The organism is Streptomyces taklimakanensis, from assembly GCF_009709575.1.
Taxonomy (GTDB): domain Bacteria; phylum Actinomycetota; class Actinomycetes; order Streptomycetales; family Streptomycetaceae; genus Streptomyces; species Streptomyces taklimakanensis.
Genome location: NZ_WIXO01000001.1, coordinates 1,097,614 through 1,116,487 on the forward strand (window position 1 = coordinate 1,097,614; position 18,874 = coordinate 1,116,487).

The window sequence follows — 18,874 nt, forward strand, 5'->3', positions numbered from 1 at the left end:
CCGCCGCCCCTCGTCCGCCGACGTCGGGCGCGGACGTCAGGCGTCGGTCGCCCCGGCGGCGCGGCGCCGCCGGGCGAGCGTCAGCGCACCGCCCGCGGCGACCAGCGCCAGGGCACCGCCCGCGATGTACGGGGTGGCCGAGCTGCCGCCCGTCTCGGCGAGGTTGCCGGTGGGCTCCGTGTCGGAGGAGTCGTCCGAGCCGGTCTGCGGCTCCGGCTCGTTGGCCCCGCCGGAGGTGCCGGCCGAGTCGGTGTCGCCGCCCGGGGAACCACCGGAGGTGGTGCCGCCCGTGGCAGCGCCCTCGGTGGCCCCGCCGCTCGTGGCACCGCCCTCGGTGGCCCCACCGTCGGAGGAACCGCCACCGGTGGAACCGCCACTCGCGGCACCGCCCTCGGTGGCCCCACCGTCGGAGGAACCGCCACCGGTGGAACCACCGCTCGTGGCACCGCCCTCGGTGGCCCCACCGTCGGAGGAACCGCCACCGGTGCCGCCTCCCTCGCCGGGCGTCCGGCAGGAGGCCTCCACCAGCGAGACCCGTCCCTCCACCTCGGCCACGCCCAGGTCGGCCGGGTCCAGTGCGATGTCCAGCGCGAGCGCGGTGGCGGCGGCCGTGTCGGAGGCGACCGTGGTCTCGGCGAGCCTCAGCTCGACCGTGCCGACGCCGGCCACCCGCACCGTGGTGGTACCGCCGGCCTCGACCGCGACCTTCTTGCCCAACACCGTCACCGTGCCCGGGATCTTCGATTCGGCGACCGGCTCGGCGCCGGCCTCGCACACGGCCCGGGACGTGACCAGATCGGCCCCGAGAAGGGGTCCGAGCAGGCCGGGGACGCGGACCTCGGCCTTCACCAGACGGGAGCGGCCCTCGGTCCTCCCCGCCGTGACCGTGGCCTTCGCTTCCGCGACGTCGGCACGCAGCATCCTGATCGGCTCGTCGCCGTGCGCGCCGTCCAGCGTGACCGTCAGCGCCGTCTTCTTCGCATCGCCGGGCGCTCGGACCGCGTTGAGTTCGGCGTTCAACGGCGTGGTGACCCCGCCCTTGAGCAGTGAGACCTCCAGTCCCGCCCGGAGTACGGCCGCGTTCGCCGCTCCCTCGTCGCCGGCGGCGTGCGCGGGCGCGGCCGCCACGCCCACCAGGGTCGCGGCGGCGAGCAGGCCGAGGACAGATGTGTTCACAGGTGAAACCCCCACGAATTGCATGGCGTCACCGGGGGCCAATAAAGGGGACATCGCCCACACCGGTGACCGAGACCATGCCATTGTTGACTCACCTACCGCCAGGGAGTGGATACCCAGAGTAAGTTCACTCGAAAGAGTCACACCGGTCATGGTTTTCTATCAGCGCATCACGGGTAACACACCGAGTTCCCACGGGACGTTCACGCATCTCATCGCACCATGCGGCCCCTGAGCATCACCCGGCGCGGCGCCGCCAGCACCCGTACGTCGGCGCGCGGGTCCGCCTCGTACACCACCAGGTCCGCTTCGGCGCCCTCCTCCAGCCCCGGCCGCCCCAGCCAGGCACGGGCCGCCCAGGTGGTCGCCGCCAGGGCGGCCACCGGCGGGATGCCCGCGGTCACCAGCTCGGCGACCTCGTCGGCCACCAACCCGTGTGCCAGGGAGCCGCCCGCGTCCGTGCCGACGAAGACCGGGATGCCCGCGTCGTACGCCGCGCGCACGGTGTCGTGGCGGCGCTCGTGCAGCCGCCGCATGTGGTCGGCCCAGCGCGGGAACTTCTTCTCGCCGCCCGCGGCGAGGTCGGGGAAGGTGGCGATGTTGACCAGCGTGGGGACGATGGCGACGCCGTGCTCGACGAAGAGCGGGATGGTCTCCTCGGTCAGTCCGGTGGCGTGCTCGACGCAGTCGATCCCGGCCTCCACCAGGTCCCGCAGCGAGTCCTCGGCGAAACAGTGGGCGGTGACCCGCGCGCCCTCCTCGTGGGCGGCGGCGATGGCGGCCTCCACGGCGTCACGCGGCCAGCAGGCGGCCAGGTCGCCCCTCTCGCGGTCTATCCAGTCGCCGACGAGCTTGACCCAGCCGTCGCCCCGTCGAGCCTCGCGCCGCACGTACGCCACCAGGTCCTCGGGCTCGATCTCGTGGGCGTAGTTGCGGATGTAGCGCCGGGTGCGGGCGATGTGGCGGCCGGCGCGGATGATGCGGGGCAGGTCCTCCCGGTCGTCGATCCAGCGGGTGTCGGCCGCGGAGCCGGCGTCCCGGATCAGCAGCGTCCCGGCGTCGCGGTCGGTGAGCGCCTGTTTCTCGCTGGTGGCCTCGTCGACGGCGCCGTGGGCGTCGAGTCCGACGTGGCAGTGGGCGTCGACCAGGCCGGGCAGCACCCAGCCCTCGACCGTGGTGATCTCCCGCGCCCCGGCGGGGCGTTCGAAGGTGATCCGGCCGTCCACGACCCACATCTCGTCCCGGACGTCCGCCTCGCGGTCCGGTCCGGTCAGGATCCGGCCCCTGATGTGGAAGTTCCCGCGCTCGCTCATATCCCGCACTGTACGAGGCTCCTGCTAGGCTCACGCAGCCACTGGGGGTCGTGGTACCGAACAGCACTGCATCCATCGAGCCCCAAGGAGGCCGCGTGGACGCCCCCACCGAAGAGTTCCACGCCTTCTTCGACCGGTACTACGCCGACCTGTCCCGCCTCGCCTACCTCCTGCTGGGGGACTCCGAGGGCGCGGACGACCTCGCCGCCGACGCGCTGGTCGCGGTGTGGCGGCGGTGGGACCGGGTCCGCGCGACCGGCGACCCGCTCGCGCACGCGCGCGGCGTGGTGGCCGGCATGGCGCGCACCCGGACCCGCAGCCTGATGCGCGAGCGGCGCAGGATCGCCCTGTTCTGGTCGCACCGGCCCGATCGCATCGACGACCCGGACGTACCCGCCGTGCTGGACGTGCGGGACGCGCTGGCGCGGCTGCCGCTGCGGAAGCGCGCGTGCGTGGTGCTGCGGCACGCCTTCGACCTGTCGGAGAAGGAGACCGCCCGCGCCCTGGGCGTCTCGGTCGGTACCGTGAAGAGCCAGACCTCGCGCGGCATCGCCGAGTTGGAGCGGCTGTTGGCGCCGGATCGCCGGTCCGCCCGACACGCGTACGAACACCACACGTACCGGGCCGTGCGGGCGTTGCGTACCGAACCCGCAGGACGGAGCAGTTGGTGGCCGACCGCGTCGACGTGACCGCACGGCTCAGGACGGCCGCCGCGGAGCACCGGCCGGACCGGGCCCGGATGTGGGCCCGGGTGCACGCCGCCCGCGCCGGGACGGAGTCGGGGGGCACCGGGCCCGCGCCGGACGGGGCCGGAGGGTCCGGACCGCTCCGGGCCCGGTTCGGTGCGGCCTGGGCGGCGGGCGGCCTGGTGGCCGTGCTCGTCGCCGCCGCCCTGGTGACCGGCTGGGTCGGGGGCGGCGGGGTGCCGTGGGTGGCCCGACCCGCCGCCGGGCCCGCGCCGGACGGCGCCGGTCCGGGGGTCTCCCCCTCCCCTCCCTCCCGGGGGTCGTCCGCGACGGAATCGGCCGGTCCGCCGGCGTCGTCCACCGCGCCGTCCGTGCCCTCCCCCGACGGTTCCTCCTTACCGGACGGCCCGTCGCCTCGGAACGGCGGCGCGCGACCGCCCTCCGGGGGCCCGTCGTTCCCCGCCGGCGGCACGGCCGCCCCGTCCGGCGCCGGGGACGGCTACCTGGACTCCGCCGGGGTGCCCGGCCCCGGCGGCAACGCCTTCTGGGCACAGAGCGACGTCGTCCTGCGCGCCACCGAGCCGATGACGTCCCTCTCCGTCGAGTTGCGCGTGGCACGGACCGGCGGGGTGCACCCCACCGGCCACTGGTGCACGCTGCCGGCCGACGACTTCGAGGTGACGGTGGGCTCGGAGGGCGGCGCGCTGGTGTACCGCTGGGTGCTGCGGGAGGGGCGCACGGTGCCCGCGGGCGAGCACCGGTTCGCCGGTCAGTACCACCACGCCGAGGGGCGGCGGGACACCGCCGGGGACACGTACGCCGCTTCCGGGGACGGACCGGCGGGCCCGGTGTCGGTCCGCGGCGACTTTCGCCGAACCACCGCGTCGAATCTCACGATCGGGTATCGCCGAGGTATCTTCCGTGAATCGAAGATGAATTCCCGGGCATTTATTCCGAATAGAATCCCATCTTCTCATGCCCACTCTCGGAAACCTTAAACACAAAGATTCGATATCGGCGAACCGCGTATTTCGGACACGTTCCATCCTCGTTATGGATCTGTGACAGACTCAACACCGGCGTCGTTTTGACCGGAAAAAACCGGACGAAACGGACACCACATGGTCGGTACCGTGCGCGGGCGCACCCACGCGTGATATCACAACGCACGCTTGCCCGTAACCCCTCTGCTCGATGTGTTTTAACTTCGGCCTGGGTAAATTGGATTTGCATGACCGCCGCACAAGCCGACCGAGAACGTGCCCATCACAAGACCGTTGGAATGCCGGAGGGACTGAAGCTCGACGCACCTCGCGTGGAGGACGGCGCAGCGATCTGGCGGATCGCGCGCGACTCCCGGACGCTCGACCTGAACTCCTCCTACAGCTACCTCCTGTGGTGCCGGGACTTCGCCGCCACCTCCGCGGTGGCGCGTGACGGCGACGGCGAGCCGGTCGGATTCGTCACCGGCTACGTCCGCCCGCAGCGCCCCCGGACCCTGGTCGTCTGGCAGGTCGCCGTCGACCACGGGCAGCGCGGACGGGGTCTCGCCGCGGCGATGCTCGACGGACTGACCACCCGGGTCGCCGAGGAGCTGGGCATCGACGGGATAGAGACGACGATCACCCCTGACAACACCGCCTCCAACCGACTGTTCACCTCCTACGCGGAGCGCCACGGCGCGCCGGTACGGCGCGAGGTCCTCTTCGACGACGCGCTGTTCCCGGAGGAGGGCCACGAGCCCGAGGTGCTGTACCGCATCGGACCGGTTCCCGCCCTGGCCTCCGCCTCCCCCACCGCCTCCGCGGGCGCGACCGCCCCGACCGGCGACTGACCCCGCCGCGTCGCCGCGCGCCCGACGACACGAACGCACGCACCCGGACTTCTCACTCCCGCAACCACATCTCCCAGGAGATCGCTGTGACCATCACCCAGCCGGACCTGAGCATCTTCCAGAGCCTGGAATCGGAGGTGCGCAGCTACTGCCGTGGCTGGCCCACCGTCTTCGACCGGGCCCAGGGCAGCCACATGTACGACGAGGACGGCCACGCCTACCTCGACTTCTTCGCCGGGGCCGGCTCGTTGAACTACGGCCACAACAACCCGGTCCTCAAACGCGCGCTGCTGGACTACCTGGAGCGCGACGGCGTCACCCACGGCCTGGACATGTCCACCACGGCCAAACGGGCCTTCCTGGAGACCTTCCAGGAGACGATCCTGGCCCCGCGCGGGCTGGACCACAAGGTGATGTTCCCCGGCCCCACCGGCACCAACGCCGTCGAGGCCGCCCTGAAGCTGGCCCGCAAGGTCAAGGGACGGGAGGCGATCGTCTCCTTCACCAACGCCTTCCACGGCATGTCGCTGGGCTCGCTGGCGGTGACCGGCAACGCCTTCAAGCGCGCCGGCGCCGGCGTGCCGCTGGTGCACGGCACCCCGATGCCGTTCGACAACTACCTCGACGGCAAGGTCGAGGACTTCCTGTGGTTCGAGCGGCTGCTGCAGGACTCCGGCTCCGGCCTGAACCGGCCGGCCGCGGTGATCGTGGAGACCGTGCAGGGCGAGGGCGGCATCAACGTCGCCCGCGCCGAGTGGCTGCGCGCCCTGGCCGAGCTGTGCGAGCGGCAGGACATGCTGCTCATCGTCGACGACATCCAGATGGGCTGCGGCCGCACGGGGGCCTTCTTCTCCTTCGAGGAGGCCGGCATCACCCCGGACATCATCACCGTCTCCAAGTCGATCAGCGGCTACGGCCTGCCCATGGCCCTGACGCTGTTCCGTCCCGAGCTGGACGTGTGGGAGCCGGGCGAGCACAACGGCACCTTCCGCGGCAACAACCCCGCCTTCGTCACCGCCGCCGCCGCGCTGGGCACCTACTGGACCGACGGGCAGATGGAGAAGCAGACCCTCGCCCGCGGCGAGCAGGTCGAGTCCGCCCTGCGCGCCATCGCCGCCGAGCACCCCCAGGAGGTGGCCGACGTCCGCGGCCGCGGCCTGGTGTGGGGCCTGGAGTTCCACGACAAGGCCCGCGCAGGCGCCGTCGCCTCCCGCGCCTTCGAGCTCGGCCTGCTCATCGAGACCTCCGGTCCCGAGAGCGAGGTCGTCAAGCTGCTGCCCGCGCTGACCATCTCGCCCGAGGAACTGGACCAGGGCCTGCGCGTCCTGGCCCGCGCGGTCCGCGAGACCGCGTAAAGACGGCCCCCCTGGGATCCACGGTGCCCGTACGCGGACGCCGTGGACCCCCCGGGAGCCGTCCGCACCACCCGAATGGCCCATCCCCGGTCCTCCGGGGATGGGCCACCGACGGAAAGGCACCAAAAACACCGTGATCGTGCGATCCCTGCAGGAAATCGAGGGCACCGACCGCGACGTACGGTCGGCGTCCGGCACCTGGCGCAGCAAGCGCCTGATCCTGGCGAAGGAGCGGGTGGGCTTCTCGCTCCACGAGACCGTCCTGTACGCCGGTACGGAGACCTCGATGTGGTACGCCAACCACGTGGAGGCCGTCCTGTGCGTGGAGGGCGAGGCCGAGCTCACCAACGACGAGACCGGTGAGAAGCACTGGATCACTCCCGGCACCATGTACTTGCTGGACGGCCACGAGAAGCACACACTTCGTCCCAAGACGGATTTCCGTTGCGTCTGCGTCTTCAACCCGCCGGTCACCGGCCGGGAGGACCACGACGAGAACGGTGTCTACCCGCTGCTCACCGAACCCGACGAGGCCTGACACCCCGCACAGGGTGAGCCCGACCCGACCCTCACGCGGGCACCGCTTTCGCGGGGCCGCTGCCACAGGGCCCCGCGAAGTGACCCGCGACGCAGGTCACAGTAATCATCAGGGCCGTACGAGAGGAGAGGAAGGCAACACCATGACCACCGCACCCGAGCGCACCACCGACCTTTACCCGACGCGTGGCACCACCGAGGTGATCACCCCGCGTCAGGACCCGGTGGTGTGGTCCGAGCCCGGAGCGCCGGGGCCGATCGAGGCCGCCGACCTCCAGGCTTACGAGCGGGACGGCTTCCTGGCGATCGACCAGCTCATCACCCCCGAGGAGGTGGAGGTCTACGCCGGAGAGCTGGAGCGGCTGATCTCGGACCCGTTGATCCGCGCGGACGAGCGCTCGATCGTCGAGCCCAAGTCGCAGGAGATCCGGTCCGTCTTCGAGGTACACAAGATCAGCCAGGTCTTCGCGGACCTGGTGCGGGACCCGCGCGTGGTGGGCCGCGCGCGGCAGATCCTCGGCTCCGACGTCTACGTCCACCAGAGCCGGATCAACGTCAAGCCGGGCTTCGGAGCCTCGGGGTTCTACTGGCACTCCGACTTCGAGACCTGGCACGCCGAGGACGGCCTGCCGAACATGCGGACGGTGTCCGTGTCGATCGCGCTGACCGAGAACTACGCGACCAACGGTGGTCTGATGATCATGCCGGGATCGCACAAGACGTTCCTCGGCTGCGCGGGGGCCACCCCGAAGGACAACTACAAGAAGTCGCTGCAGATGCAGGACGCCGGCACCCCCTCGGACGAGGCGCTGACGCAGCTGGCGAGCGAGTACGGCATCCGGCTGTTCACCGGCAAGCCCGGCTCCGCGACCTGGTTCGACTGCAACTGCATGCACGGCTCCGGGGACAACATCACCCCGTACCCGCGGAGCAACGTCTTCATCGTCTTCAACAGTGTGGAGAACACCGCGGTGGAGCCGTTCGCCGCGCCCGTGCGGCGCCCTGAGTTCATCGGCGCCCGGGACTTCACCCCGGTGAGGTGACACGGACCCGCGGCGCGGGCGAAGACCGCCCGCGCCGCGGGTGAGCCGCCGCTCGGACGGCGGGGAACCGGAAGGAAAGCCGGGGAAGGGGCGGGACCGCACGGCGGTCCCGCCCCTTCCTCCGTCCTCCCGGCGCGCTCTCCCGGGGCGGCCTCCCCGGCCGCCCCGGGCGCGGGTCGGTCAGCCGCGGCCCAGTACCTCCAGGGCCGGCAGGGCGCGGCCGTCGTAGTCGAAGAGCGCCTGGTTCTCCCAGCCGTTGCCCGAGGCCGGATCGGCCGGGTCCCAACCGTTGCCGGGCACCGCGGTCCAGGTGGGCTCCCAGTAGAACAGCCCCAGGCCGCGCCCGTGGGGGACGGCGGCCACGACCGCCGTGATGTCCCGCAGCCAGGCCGCCTGTCCGGCGGGGGTCGCGGGGTAGCCGGGAACGAGCTCGGAGGGCAGGTCGACGATGTTCTCCAGGAAGTCCTCGCTGTCCAGCCGGAAGGGGTAGGCGGTCTCGGCGACGACGACGTCCCTGCGGTAGCGGGCGGAGACGTCGTCCAGGTTGGCCTGGAGGTCGGCGAGCGTGCCGTGCCAGTAGCCGTAGAAGGACAGGGCGATGACGTCGAAGGGGACGCCGTGCGCCACCGCGTTGTCGAACCACCAGCGGGTCTCGGCGTTGCGACCGCCCTCGGCCAGGTGGAGGGCGACCCGGATGCCCGGCGAGGCGGCACGCGCGGCCTCCGCGCCCGCGGTGAGCAGGGCGGCGAGGCGGGGCCAGTCGTCGGTGGAGCCGTCGGGCCAGAGCATGCCGCCGTTGATCTCGTTGCCGATCTGGACCATGGCGGCCGGGGTCCCCTGGGCGCGCAGCGCGCCCAGGACGTCGGCGGTGTGCTCCCTCACGGCCTGCTCCAGGGCCGCTCCGTGGAGTTCCTCCCAGGCGGCGGGCTTGTACTGCTTGCCCGGGTCGGCCCAGGTGTCGGAGTAGTGGAAGTCGACCAGGATCCGCATGCCCCGCTCGTGCATCCGCCGGGCGGTGCGCAGGACGTGCGGTGTGGTGTGGTAGCCGTCGGCCGGGTCCACCCAGACCTTCAGCCGTCCCCAGTTGACCCCGGCTCCCGCCAGGATGCGGACGGGATCGTCCCGTCTGCCGTCGGCCCGGTGGTAGGTGCCGCCGAGGTCCTCGCTCTTGGCCAGGGAGGACAGGTCGGCCCCGCGGACGCGGAGCCGCCGCGCGGCGGCGGCCGTGCCGGGCACGGCGGTGGCCAGGGCGGGTGCGGCCAGGGCGGCCGCCCCCAGTCGCAGGGCGGTGCGTCTGCGCATGTCGTGACCCTTTCTTCCGCTTGTTTCGGTCGTTCCGGTCGTTCCGTCGTTCCGGTCGCTTGACGTTCCGACGCCCCGCGGTGCCCCCGTCCCTCCGCCCGCTCGGTGCGTTCCGAGCGGGCGGGGCGTCCGCCCGGCCGTCGCCCGGGCGGCTCAGTCCCGGAGGCGGACCACGCGGACCCCGCCCGCGGGCACCACCAGGCGCCCGGAGACCCGCTCCTCGCCGGGCAGCTCCGCACCGTCGCCCTCCAGCGGCACCTTGACCTCGGCATCGGTGTGGTTGAGGGCGAACAGGTAGGTGCCGCCCTCCCCCGAGCGGCGCACCACCTCGACGTCGCGCGGAAGGTCGTCGCGCGGCGCCAGTCCCGCGTCGTCGCAGGCCGCGTCCAGCACGGCGGCCAGCCCCGCCGGGGCCAGCCGCGCCGAGACGTACCAGGCGGTGCCCCGCCCCAGCCGGTGGCGGGTGACGGCCGGACCGCCGGCGGCGGGCCCGTCGAGGTAGGACCACACCGTCTCGGCGCCGCGCGGCACCACCGTCTCGGCCCACACCTCCGCCTCCAGCGAAGGGCCGTCCGCGCCGGCGATCGTCACCGTCCGTCCGGCCCGCAGCGGCTGGAACTCCTCCACCGTCACCCCCAGGACGTCCCGCAGCGCGCCCGGGTGCGGGCCGGGGTGGACGGCGTCGTACTCGTCGACGATGCCGGAGAAGCAGGAGACGACCAGGGTGCCGCCGTCCTCGACGTAGGCGCGCAGTCTCTCTCCCGTCTCCTTCGTGGCCAGGTACAGGGCGGGCACCACGACCAGCGGGTGGGTCGCCAGGCGCGGGGCGGCGGCGTCGGGCGGGAGGAAGTCGGCGGTCAGATGGCGGTCGAAGAGCGCGGCGTACCAGGCCTCCAGGCGTTCACGGGCGTCGAGGTCGTCGCTGGGCCGCCACTCCAGGCGCTGCGCCCGCCACGACTGCCAGTCCCACACCACCCCGACGTCCGTGACGGTACGAGTGCCGCGGACCTCCTCCAACGCGCCGACCCGGGTGCCCAGCTCGACCACCTCGCGCCAGACGCGGCTGTCGGTGCCGGCGTGCGGGACCATCGCCGAGTGGAACTTCTCCGCGCCGAAGCGGGAGGCCCGCCACTGGAAGAACATCGCCCCCTCCGAGCCGCGGGCGATGTGGGCCAGCGAGTTGCGGGCCATCTCCCCGGGGCGCTTGGCGATGCCGCGCCGCTGCCAGTTGACGCCGCTGGTGGAGTGCTCCAGCAGCAGCCACGGGCCGCCGCCGGCGACCGAGCGGGTCAGATCGGCGGTCATCGAGAGGTTGACGTGGTTGCGGTCGTCCTCGGCCGTCAGGTAGTGGTCGTTGGTGACGATGTCGACCTCGCGCCCCCAGGCCCAGTAGTCGATGGTGTCGCACTGGGCGGGCGAGACCATGAAGTTGGTGGTCACCGGTACGCCCGGCGACAGTTCGTGCAGCAGGTCGCGCTCGCGGCGGAAGTTGGCCAGGGCGCTGTCGTCGGCGAAGCGCGCGTAGTCCAGGCGCTGGGCGGGGTTGCAGACGGTGGGGGTGGCCCGGGGCGGCCGGATCTCCTCCCAGTCGTGGTAGACCTGCCCCCAGAAGGTCGTCCCCCAGGCCTCGTTGAGCGCCTCCAGGGTGGTGTAGCGCTCCCGCAGCCAGGTGCGGAAGGCGGCGGCGGAGGTCTCGCAGTAGCACTCCAGGACGGGGACGCCGTACTCGTTGTGGACATGCCACATCACCACCGCCGGGTGCCTGCCGTAGCGTTCGCCCAGCGCGCGGGTGATCCGGGCGGCCGCCTCCCGGTAGGCGGGCGAGTTGTGGCAGATCGCGCCGCGCGAGCCGATCTCCCAGCGCACTCCCTCCCGGCTGACGGGCAGTGCCTCGGGGTGGGCGCGGTAGAACCAGGCGGGCGGCACCACGGTGGGGGTGGCCAGGTCGACACCGATGCCGGCCTCGTGGAGCAGTTCGACGATCCGGTCCAGCCGGTCGAAGTCGTACTCGCCCTCGCGGGGTTCGATCATCGCCCAGGAGAAGATCCCGACGCTGACCATGGTCACCCCGGCTTCGCGCATCAGCGCGACGTCCTCGTGCCAGACCTCCTCGGGCCACTGCTCGGGGTTGTAGTCGCCGCCGTAGGCGAGGCGCGTCATACGACCTCCTGGGTCGGGACAGGGGCCCTCCGGGCCCCGGTATGGCTGGAAACCGAGCCGATACTGTGAACGTTCACAGTCGCTTGTCGGCCGTGTCACCTAGAAAACAACAGGTTCCCAACCATTGACAAGAGCGATTACGGCTTTTCTACTGTGCACGTTCACAGAACCCTGTCAGGGAGGGACCATGAACAACCGCACCGTCGCGGCATGCACCGCCGCCACCCTGGCGGCCGCCGTCCTCACCGGCTGCGGCTCGTCCGGGGACTCGGCCGGGTCCGGACCGGTCGAGCTGACCTACTGGACCTGGGCGCCGGGCATGGACAAGGTCGTCCGGCTCTGGAACGAGAAGCATCCGGACGTGCGGGTCACGGTGAAGAAGCAGGCCGGTGGCGACGACCTGGTCACCAAGACCATCACCGCGGCGAAGGCGGGCGAGGCCCCCGACCTGATGCAGGCGGAGTACCAGGCGCTGCCCACCCTGGTCGGCAACGACGTCCTGGCCGACGTGTCCGACCACGTGGCCGGGGCGGAGAAGGAGTTCGCCCCCGGTCTGTGGCAGCAGGTCACCCTGGGCACCGACGCGGTCTACGCGCTCCCCCAGGACTCCGGCCCGATGATGCTCTTCTACCGCCAGGACCTCTTCGAGGAGTACGGCCTGTCCGTCCCCGCCACCTGGGAGGAGTTCGCCGCCACCGCCCGGGAGCTGAAGGAGAAGGAGCCGGAGGCGGACCTCACCACCTTCTCCAGCAACGACGCCGGACTCTTCGCCGGTCTCGCCCAGCAGGCCGGCGCCCGCTGGTGGACCACCGAGGGCCAGAAGTGGAAGGTCGCCATCGACGATACCGCCACCCGGAAGGTCGCCGACTTCTGGGGCGGCCTGGTGGAGGAGGGCGTCATCGACAACCAGCCGATGTACACCCCGGCCTGGAACAACGCCCTCAACACCGGCCGGCAGCTCGCCTGGGTCAGCGCCGTGTGGGCCCCCGGCACCCTGACCACCGCCGCCCCCGACACCAGGGGCAAGTGGGCGATGGCCCCCCTGCCCCAGTGGGAGGAGGGCGCGAACACCACCGGCAGTTGGGGCGGCTCCACCACCGCCGTCACCAACGACTCCGACCACAAGGAGGCCGCCGCCGAGTTCGCCACCTGGCTGAACACCGACCCCGAGGCGCTGGCCGCCCTGGTGAAGGAGAGCGGCATCTACCCCGCCGCACAGGCCGCCCAGACCGGTGACGCCCTGGCCGAGGCCCCGGACTTCTTCCCCAACCAGCCCGACTTCTACGAGCGGGCCGCGAAGATCGCGGCGGGTACCGCGCCCGCCGCCTGGGGCCCCAACGTCAACGTCGCCTACAGCACCTTCAAGGACGCCTTCGGCAAGGCCGCCAAGGACCGGGCCGACTTCGACGCCGCGCTGCGCACCATGCACGAGGCGACCGTGGCGGACCTGAAGAAGCAGGGATTCGAGGTCGCCGAGTGACACCGGCGACCCGCACCACACGGGTGTCTCCGGCGGCGCGGTCCGCGAAGACCGCGCCGCCGACCCCGACGGACCCGACGACCCCAGCGACGCGCGCCCCGCGCGGGACGCGCGGCACACGACGGGCTCCGTACCTCTTCCTCCTGCCCGCCACCGCCCTGTTCCTCCTCTTCTTCGCGCTCCCCGTCTGCCACGCCCTGTACCTCAGCCTGCGCAGGGTCGAGGTCAAGGGACTCGGCCTGGGCAGCGGCGCGCGCGAGGAGGTGTGGGCCGGCCTGTCCAACTACACGGACGCGCTCACCGACTCCGAACTGGTCGCCGGCGCGCTGCGGGTGCTGGGCTACGGCCTGATCGTCGTCCCCACCATGCTCGGTCTCGCCCTGGTCTTCGCCCTGATGCTGGACGCCGACCGGGTCCGGGGCCGCTCGTTCACCCGGCTGGCGATCTTCCTGCCGTACGCCGTTCCCGGGGTGATCGCGGCACTGCTGTGGGGCTTCCTCTACCTGCCGGACATCAGCCCCTTCCACCACGTGCTGCGCGAGCTCGGGCTGCCGGAGCCGGACCTGCTCGACGGCGGTCCGCTCTACGTCGCGCTCGCCAACATCGCCGTCTGGGGCGGCACCGGCTTCAACATGATCGTCATCTACACGGCGCTGCGCGCGATCCCCGCCGAGGTCTACGAGGCCGCGCGGCTGGACGGCTGCTCACAACTGCAGATCGCGCTGCGGATCAAGATCCCGATGGTGGCGCCGTCGCTGGTGCTGACCTTCTTCTTCTCGGTCATCGCCACGCTCCAGGTGTTCAGCGAACCCACCACGCTCAAGCCTCTGACCAACAGCGTTCCCACCACCTGGAGTCCGCTGATGAAGGTCTACGAGGACGCCTTCGTCAGGAACGACATCCACACGGCCGCCGCCACCGCGGTGGTCATCGCCGCGGTGACGCTCGTGCTCTCCTTCGGCTTCCTCAGGATCGCAGGCTCCCGTACCCGCCAGGGGGAAACCCGATGACCGCCACCCTCTCCGCCCCTCTTCCCCCCACGCCGCGCGCCCCGCGCCGGATCGCGGCGCTGCCCACCGCGGCGCTGTTCCTGGGGGCGCTCTACTGCCTGCTGCCGGTCGCCTGGGTCCTGATCGCCGCCACCAAGTCCGGCCGGGAGTTGTTCTCCACCTTCACCTTCCTGCCCGGCACCGGGTTCACCGAGAACCTGGCGGACCTGTCGGCCTACCGCGACGGCGTCTACTGGCAGTGGATGGGCAACTCGGCCCTCTACGCCGGACTCGGCGCCCTGCTGTCCACCGCGGTCTCCGCGCTGGCCGGGTACGCCCTGGCGGTCTACCGCTTCCGCGGCCGGGAAGCCGTCTTCAACGTCCTGCTCACCGGGGTGCTGATGCCCCCGGTCATCCTGGCCGTGCCGCAGTACCTGCTGTTGGCCGAGGCGAACCTGACCGACACCCACCTGTCGGTGCTGCTGCCGTCGATCCTGTCCCCCTACGGCGTCTACCTGGCGCGCGTCTACGCGTCCGCCGCCGTACCGAAGGACGTGGTCGAGGCGGGACGGACGGACGGCTCCGGCGAGTGGCGGATCTTCCGCTCCCTGGCGCTGCCGATGATGCTGCCGGGCCTGGTGACGGTCTTCCTCTTCCAGTTCGTCGCGATCTGGAACAACTTCCTGCTGCCGTACATCATGCTCGGCGACGACGAGAAGTTCCCGGTCACCCTGGGGCTGTTCACCCTGCTCCAGCAGGGTGCGAGCAGCCCGGCCCTGTACACCCTGGTGATCACCGGGGCACTGTTGGCGATCGTGCCGCTGATCGTCCTGTTCCTGGTGATCCAGCGGTTCTGGAGCCTGGACCTGCTCTCCGGCGCCGTAAAGTCCTGACCGTCACCCCGCGCGGGAGAACGGCACGACGGCACACCGGAGCGGGAGATCGACGGGACGCGAGGGCGCGAGGGCGCGACGGCGCGCGCGCAGAAGGGGACGAGGAACGAGGATGGGCACCGCATGAGCGGCGGCGAGCGGCGACGTCCGCCGACGATCCACGACGTGGCCCGGGAGGCGGGCGTCTCGCGGGGCACGGTCTCGCGCTTCCTCAACGGAGGACACAACGTCAGCCCGGCCGCGGCCGACGCGGTACGGGCGGCCATCCGCAGGACCGGATACGTCGTCAACCGGCACGCCCGCAGTCTGATCACCGGTCGCTCGGACTCGGTGGCCTTCCTGCTCACCGAGCCGCAGGAGAAGCTCTTCGAGGACCCCAACTTCAACGTGCTGCTGCGGGGCTGCACCCAGGCGCTGGCCGCGCACGACATCCCACTGCTGCTGATGATCGCCGGCACCCCCGCCGAACGGCGCCGTGTCATCCGTTACGTCACCGCCGGCCACGTCGACGGGGTACTGCTGGTCTCCAGCCACACCGGCGACCCGGTGGCCGAGCACCTGCTGGGAACGGGCATACCGGTGGTCGCCAGCGGCAAGCCGATCGACCGGCAGGGACGTACGGCCAGGTTGGCGCACGTGGCGGCGGACGACCGGGCCGGCGCCCGGGAGATGGTGCGGCACCTGGTGTCCACCGGCCGCCGCACCATCGCCACGGTCGCCGGCCCGCCGGACACCCCCGGCGGCGTGGAGCGCCTGGCGGGCTGGCGCGAGGTGCTCGTGGAAGCCGGCCTGCCGGCCGGGGACGAGCTGGTCGCCCACGGCGACTACAGCCGCGGCAGCGGAGAGCGGGCCACGGCCGAGCTGCTGGACCGCGTCCCGGACCTGGACGCGGTGTTCGTCGCCTCCGACCTGATGGCGCGGGGAGCCCTGGCCGCCCTGGAACGGGCGGGGCGGCGGGTGCCCCGGGACGTGGCGGTCGGCGGTTTCGACGACTCCCCCGCCGCCGTCTCCGGCCTTCCGGAGCTGACCACCATCCGCCAGCCCTGGGACCGGATCAGCTCGGAGATGGTGCGGGTGCTGCTGGCCCTGATCGGCGGCGAGGAACCGTCGGCGGTCGTCCTGCCGACCGAGCTGGTGGTCCGCGAGTCGGCCTGACGCTGTGGGGCGCGGTGGGGCGGGACGGGGTGGCCGGTCGCCTCCGCCGCCCCACCGCGCCCCGCGTCCGCCCGCCCCCTCAGGGGCGGGGCAGCACCGCCAACAGCCGGTCCACGTCCGCGGCCGTGTTGTACAGGTGGAAGGCGACGCGCAGGTTCCCCGCCCGGACGGAGGCCCTCACCCCGGCCTCCGTCAGCCGCTCCGCCGCCTCTCCCAGCCCGGGCACGGCGACGATCGCCGAGTCGCCGGGCACGGGCCGGTGCCCCGCCTCGGCGGCGCCGACGCGGAACCGCTCGGCCAGCGCCCGGTTGTGGACGCCGATCGCCTCCGGGCCGACCTCCTCCAGCAGGGACAGGGAACGCTCGGCCCCCAGACAGGGCAGGAAGGCCGGCGCGGTGTCGAACCGGCGGGCGGAGCGGGCGAGTTCGTCCACCGTGCCGTAGCAGCTCTCCCAGGGCCGTTCCCCCGCGATCCAGCCGGCCTGGAGGGGCACCAGGCCGCCGCCGTCCTCGGGCACGGTGAGGAAGGAGACGCCGCGCGGGTTCAGCAGCCACTTGTAGCCGCCGCAGACCGTGTGGTCGAAGGCGCCGGCGTCCAGCGGCAGCCAGCCGACGGCCTGGGTGGTGTCCACCAGGGTGCGGGCGCCGTGGTCGCGGGCCGCCCCGGCGATCGCGTCGAGGTCCGCGATCCGACCGTCGGCCGACTGCACCGCGCTGACGGCGACCAGCGCGGTGCCGGGACGGACGGCACCGGCCAGCTCCTCCAGGGGAACGGTGCGCAGCTTGAGGTCGGCGCGCATCGCGAAGGGATTGAGCAGGGAGCTGAAGTCCCCGTCGGCGCCCAGCACCTCGGCACCGGACGGCAACGCGCCCGCCACCAGCGAGACCTGGGGAGCCACGGCCGTTCCCAGCGCCACCCGGTCGGGTGACACCCGGACGATCCGGGCGTAGCGGGCCCGCGCCCGCTCGACCGCGGCGAGCCAGTCGGGCATGCTGCCCCGCCCCTCGGCCGTCTCCCGGATCACACGGTGCAGGACCTCGACGGTGCGGGCGGGCAACAGGCCGTGCGAAGCGGTGTCGAGGTAGGTGGTCTTCGACGCGAACTCGTTCTCCGGCAACCCGGGCAGCCCCGGCGGTGTGGTCTCCATGGACCCCACTGTGACGCTCCGCCGCCACCCTGTCCACGAGGTTTGCCCCGGTATCACCCCGCGCCGCCGGGGCACGGCGGCGCGGGGGACACAGGGCTCCGGGCGCGCGGGTCAGATCTCGCGACGGCCGTCCACCCGGCGCGGCAGACCGAGCGGGTTGTCGTCGCGCAGCTCCTCCGGCAGCAACGCCTCCGGCGTGTCCTGGTAGGCGACCGGGCGCAGCCAGCGCTCGACGGCCGTGGCGCCGACCGAGGTGGAGGTGGAGGTGGTGGCCGGGTAGGGGCCGCCGTGGTGCTGGGCGGGGGCGACCGCGACGCCGGTGGGCCAGCCGTTGACCAGGACGCGTCCGGCCAGACCGGTCAGCTCGCCCAGCAACCGGGCCGCCTCGCCGTCGCCCCTGTCCGCCTCCTCGGTGCCGAGGTGGAGGGTGGCGGTGAGGTTGCCGGGCAGCTTCGAGAGCACGGAACCGACCTCGTCGGTGTCCCGGTAGCGGGCCACGACGGTGACCGGGCCGAAGCACTCCTCCAACAGCAGCTCGTGCGGTCCGCCGGCGGCGAGCCTCCCGGCCGGAACGGTCAGGAAGCCCGCGCCCACGGCCTGCTCCTCGCCCGCGGACGCGGCGACCGGCGCCGTCACGTCCTCCAGCTCGGCACGGGCCCGGACACCGGCGAGGAACGCCTCGCGCATCCGGGTGTCCAGCAGCGGGCCCGGGGCGGCCTCGCCGAGAGCACCGGCCAGCGCCTCCACCAGCCGGTCGCCCGCCTCCCCCTCGGGCGCCAGGACCAGCCCCGGCTTGGTGCAGAACTGACCGGTGCCCATCGTCATCGACCCGGCCAGCCCGCTGCCGATCCGCTCGGCGCGCTCCGCCGCCGCCTCCTCGGTGACGACGACGGGGTTGAGGCTGCCCAGTTCGCCGTGGAAGGGAATGGGGACCGGACGGGCGGCGGCCGCGTCGAACAGGGCCCGCCCGCCGCGGATCGAGCCGGTGAACCCGGCCGCGGCCACCAGCGGGTGCTTCACCAGCTCCACGCCCGCGTCGAAGCCGTGCACCACCGTCACGACGTCCTCGGGCAGACCGGCGCGGGCGGCGGCACGGCGCAGCGCGGCCACGCACAGCTCGGAGGTGGCCGGGTGGTCGGGGTGCGCCTTGACCACGACCGGACAACCGGCCGCCAGCGCGCTGGCGGTGTCGCCGCCGGGGACGGAGAAGGCCAGGGGGAAGTTGGAGGCGGAGTAGACGGCCACCACGCCCAACGGCACCTTGTAGCGGCGCAGGTCGGGACGGGGCGGAGTGAGCGAGGTGTCGGCGTGGTCGATGACGACGTCGAGGAAGCCGCCGTCGGCGACCTCGTCGGCGAAGGCGAGCAACTGGTAGGTGGTACGGCCCAGCTCCCCGTTCAACCGCGCCGGACCGAGGGCGGTCTCGGCGTCCGCGCTCGCCACGACCTCCTCACGGGCGGCCTCCAACTCCTCGGCGGCCGCGCGCAGCAGGGCGATCCGCGCCGTACGGTCGGCCAGCGCGCCACGCGCGGCATGGGCGGCGCGCACGGCCGCGTCCACGTCGGCGGCCGTGGCCTCGACGGCGACCCGCTCGCGCTGCTTCCCCGTCCTGGGGTCGACGCTCCACACTGGTACTGCCACCGCTGAACTCCTCCTTCTGGGCGGCCGCCGGCCGTCTGCCGGGCCCGCGGCCGGCGGGAATGCCGATCGGGGGCGCCCGGGCTCCCGGACGCCGGGGGCTGTCCCCCGAGGGACCTTGTTCGATATGCTGAACGCTGTCCCGGTGTGTGAATATCTGTCCGGG

The 18,874-nt window shown here is 72.6% G+C and carries 15 protein-coding genes and 1 pseudogene; 10 read left to right on the forward strand and 6 right to left on the reverse strand.

Annotation, left to right across the window (positions count from 1 at the left end):
* Window positions 1-36: 36 nt before the first annotated feature.
* The gene (locus F0L17_RS04905; RefSeq protein ID WP_338017952.1) at window positions 37-1,176 is read right to left on the reverse strand and encodes an SCO1860 family LAETG-anchored protein; all 1,140 of its coding nucleotides are present in this window, start codon (window positions 1,174-1,176) and stop codon (window positions 37-39) included.
* Between the two features lie 212 nt (window positions 1,177-1,388).
* Window positions 1,389-2,489 carry an amidohydrolase family protein gene (locus tag F0L17_RS04910; protein ID WP_155070110.1) on the reverse strand — a complete coding sequence of 367 codons (1,101 nt, stop codon included), beginning with the start codon at window positions 2,487-2,489 and terminating at the stop codon, window positions 1,389-1,391.
* A gap of 95 nt (window positions 2,490-2,584) precedes the next feature.
* On the opposite strand from F0L17_RS04910, the gene F0L17_RS04915 reads away from it, so the two are divergent.
* The 6 genes from F0L17_RS04915 (at window position 2,585) to thpD (ending at window position 7,944) form a co-directional block, all read left to right on the forward strand.
* On the forward strand, window positions 2,585-3,178 hold the full coding sequence (locus F0L17_RS04915; RefSeq protein ID WP_162465808.1) for a SigE family RNA polymerase sigma factor: 594 nt from the start codon (window positions 2,585-2,587) through the stop codon (window positions 3,176-3,178).
* A complete protein-coding gene (locus tag F0L17_RS04920) occupies window positions 3,157-4,173 on the forward strand; it encodes a hypothetical protein (protein WP_155070112.1) in 1,017 nt (338 codons plus the stop codon). Before F0L17_RS04915 ends, F0L17_RS04920 begins: the two co-directional genes overlap by 22 nt.
* Before the next feature lie 284 nt (window positions 4,174-4,457).
* The gene (gene ectA / locus F0L17_RS04925; RefSeq protein ID WP_155070113.1) at window positions 4,458-5,009 is read left to right on the forward strand and encodes a diaminobutyrate acetyltransferase; all 552 of its coding nucleotides are present in this window, start codon (window positions 4,458-4,460) and stop codon (window positions 5,007-5,009) included.
* Window positions 5,010-5,095: 86 nt separating this feature from the next.
* Window positions 5,096-6,364, forward strand: coding sequence for a diaminobutyrate--2-oxoglutarate transaminase (gene ectB, locus F0L17_RS04930; RefSeq protein WP_162465809.1), 1,269 nt, complete (start codon window positions 5,096-5,098; stop codon window positions 6,362-6,364).
* A 133-nt stretch (window positions 6,365-6,497) separates the two neighbouring features.
* Entirely contained in the window at window positions 6,498-6,902 is a 405-nt protein-coding gene (locus F0L17_RS04935) for an ectoine synthase (protein ID WP_162465810.1), read from the forward strand.
* 142 nt (window positions 6,903-7,044) lie between these two features.
* Complete coding sequence (gene thpD, locus F0L17_RS04940; protein WP_155070115.1) at window positions 7,045-7,944, forward strand: ectoine hydroxylase; 900 nt, start codon at window positions 7,045-7,047, stop codon at window positions 7,942-7,944.
* Between the two features lie 180 nt (window positions 7,945-8,124).
* On the opposite strand, the pseudogene F0L17_RS04945 reads toward thpD, so the two are convergent.
* Together F0L17_RS04945 and F0L17_RS04950 are read right to left on the reverse strand one after the other, a co-directional pair.
* A pseudogene (locus tag F0L17_RS04945) lies at window positions 8,125-9,168 on the reverse strand (glycoside hydrolase family 53 protein); the annotation flags it as partial.
* Between the two features lie 231 nt (window positions 9,169-9,399).
* Window positions 9,400-11,406, reverse strand: a complete 2,007-nt coding sequence (locus tag F0L17_RS04950; protein ID WP_155070117.1) for a beta-galactosidase — start codon at window positions 11,404-11,406, stop codon at window positions 9,400-9,402.
* Between the two features lie 187 nt (window positions 11,407-11,593).
* Here F0L17_RS04950 and F0L17_RS04955 point away from each other — a divergent pair, with 187 nt between their 5' ends.
* The 4 genes from F0L17_RS04955 to F0L17_RS04970 all read left to right on the forward strand — a co-directional run bounded on the left by F0L17_RS04955 (window position 11,594) and on the right by F0L17_RS04970 (window position 15,923).
* Window positions 11,594-12,886: an extracellular solute-binding protein gene (locus F0L17_RS04955; protein ID WP_155070118.1), complete on the forward strand. Its 1,293-nt coding sequence runs from the start codon at window positions 11,594-11,596 to the stop codon at window positions 12,884-12,886.
* 143 nt (window positions 12,887-13,029) lie between these two features.
* Window positions 13,030-13,896 carry a carbohydrate ABC transporter permease gene (locus tag F0L17_RS04960; RefSeq protein ID WP_155073165.1) on the forward strand — a complete coding sequence of 289 codons (867 nt, stop codon included), beginning with the start codon at window positions 13,030-13,032 and terminating at the stop codon, window positions 13,894-13,896.
* Entirely contained in the window at window positions 13,893-14,768 is an 876-nt protein-coding gene (locus F0L17_RS04965) for a carbohydrate ABC transporter permease (protein ID WP_155070119.1), read from the forward strand. Before F0L17_RS04960 ends, F0L17_RS04965 begins: the two co-directional genes overlap by 4 nt.
* A 123-nt stretch (window positions 14,769-14,891) precedes the next feature.
* Window positions 14,892-15,923 (forward strand): LacI family DNA-binding transcriptional regulator, encoded by a 1,032-nt coding sequence (locus F0L17_RS04970; protein WP_155070120.1) that lies wholly within the window; start codon window positions 14,892-14,894, stop codon window positions 15,921-15,923.
* A 79-nt stretch (window positions 15,924-16,002) separates the two neighbouring features.
* On the opposite strand, the gene F0L17_RS04975 is transcribed toward F0L17_RS04970, so the two are convergent.
* Together F0L17_RS04975 and F0L17_RS04980 are read right to left on the reverse strand one after the other, a co-directional pair.
* A complete protein-coding gene (locus F0L17_RS04975) occupies window positions 16,003-17,070 on the reverse strand; it encodes an aminotransferase class V-fold PLP-dependent enzyme (protein WP_155070121.1) in 1,068 nt (355 codons plus the stop codon).
* Between the two features lie 111 nt (window positions 17,071-17,181).
* On the reverse strand, window positions 17,182-18,711 hold the full coding sequence (locus F0L17_RS04980) for an aldehyde dehydrogenase (NADP(+)) (protein WP_338017953.1): 1,530 nt from the start codon (window positions 18,709-18,711) through the stop codon (window positions 17,182-17,184).
* Window positions 18,712-18,874 lie beyond the last annotated feature (163 nt).

What these genes read in the sequence shown, in the direction of transcription:
- F0L17_RS04910 (WP_155070110.1), bottom strand. Translation starts at nt 2,489, where the DNA reads ATGAGCGAGCGCGGGAACTTCCACATCAGGGGCCGGATCCTGACCGGA.
- ectA (WP_155070113.1), top strand. Translation starts at nt 4,458, where the DNA reads ATGCCGGAGGGACTGAAGCTCGACGCACCTCGCGTGGAGGACGGCGCA.
- F0L17_RS04965 (WP_155070119.1), top strand. Translation starts at nt 13,893, where the DNA reads ATGACCGCCACCCTCTCCGCCCCTCTTCCCCCCACGCCGCGCGCCCCG.
- F0L17_RS04950 (WP_155070117.1), bottom strand. Translation starts at nt 11,406, where the DNA reads ATGACGCGCCTCGCCTACGGCGGCGACTACAACCCCGAGCAGTGGCCC.
- F0L17_RS04975 (WP_155070121.1), bottom strand. Translation starts at nt 17,070, where the DNA reads ATGGAGACCACACCGCCGGGGCTGCCCGGGTTGCCGGAGAACGAGTTC.
- F0L17_RS04970 (WP_155070120.1), top strand. Translation starts at nt 14,892, where the DNA reads ATGAGCGGCGGCGAGCGGCGACGTCCGCCGACGATCCACGACGTGGCC.
- thpD (WP_155070115.1), top strand. Translation starts at nt 7,045, where the DNA reads ATGACCACCGCACCCGAGCGCACCACCGACCTTTACCCGACGCGTGGC.
- F0L17_RS04955 (WP_155070118.1), top strand. Translation starts at nt 11,594, where the DNA reads ATGAACAACCGCACCGTCGCGGCATGCACCGCCGCCACCCTGGCGGCC.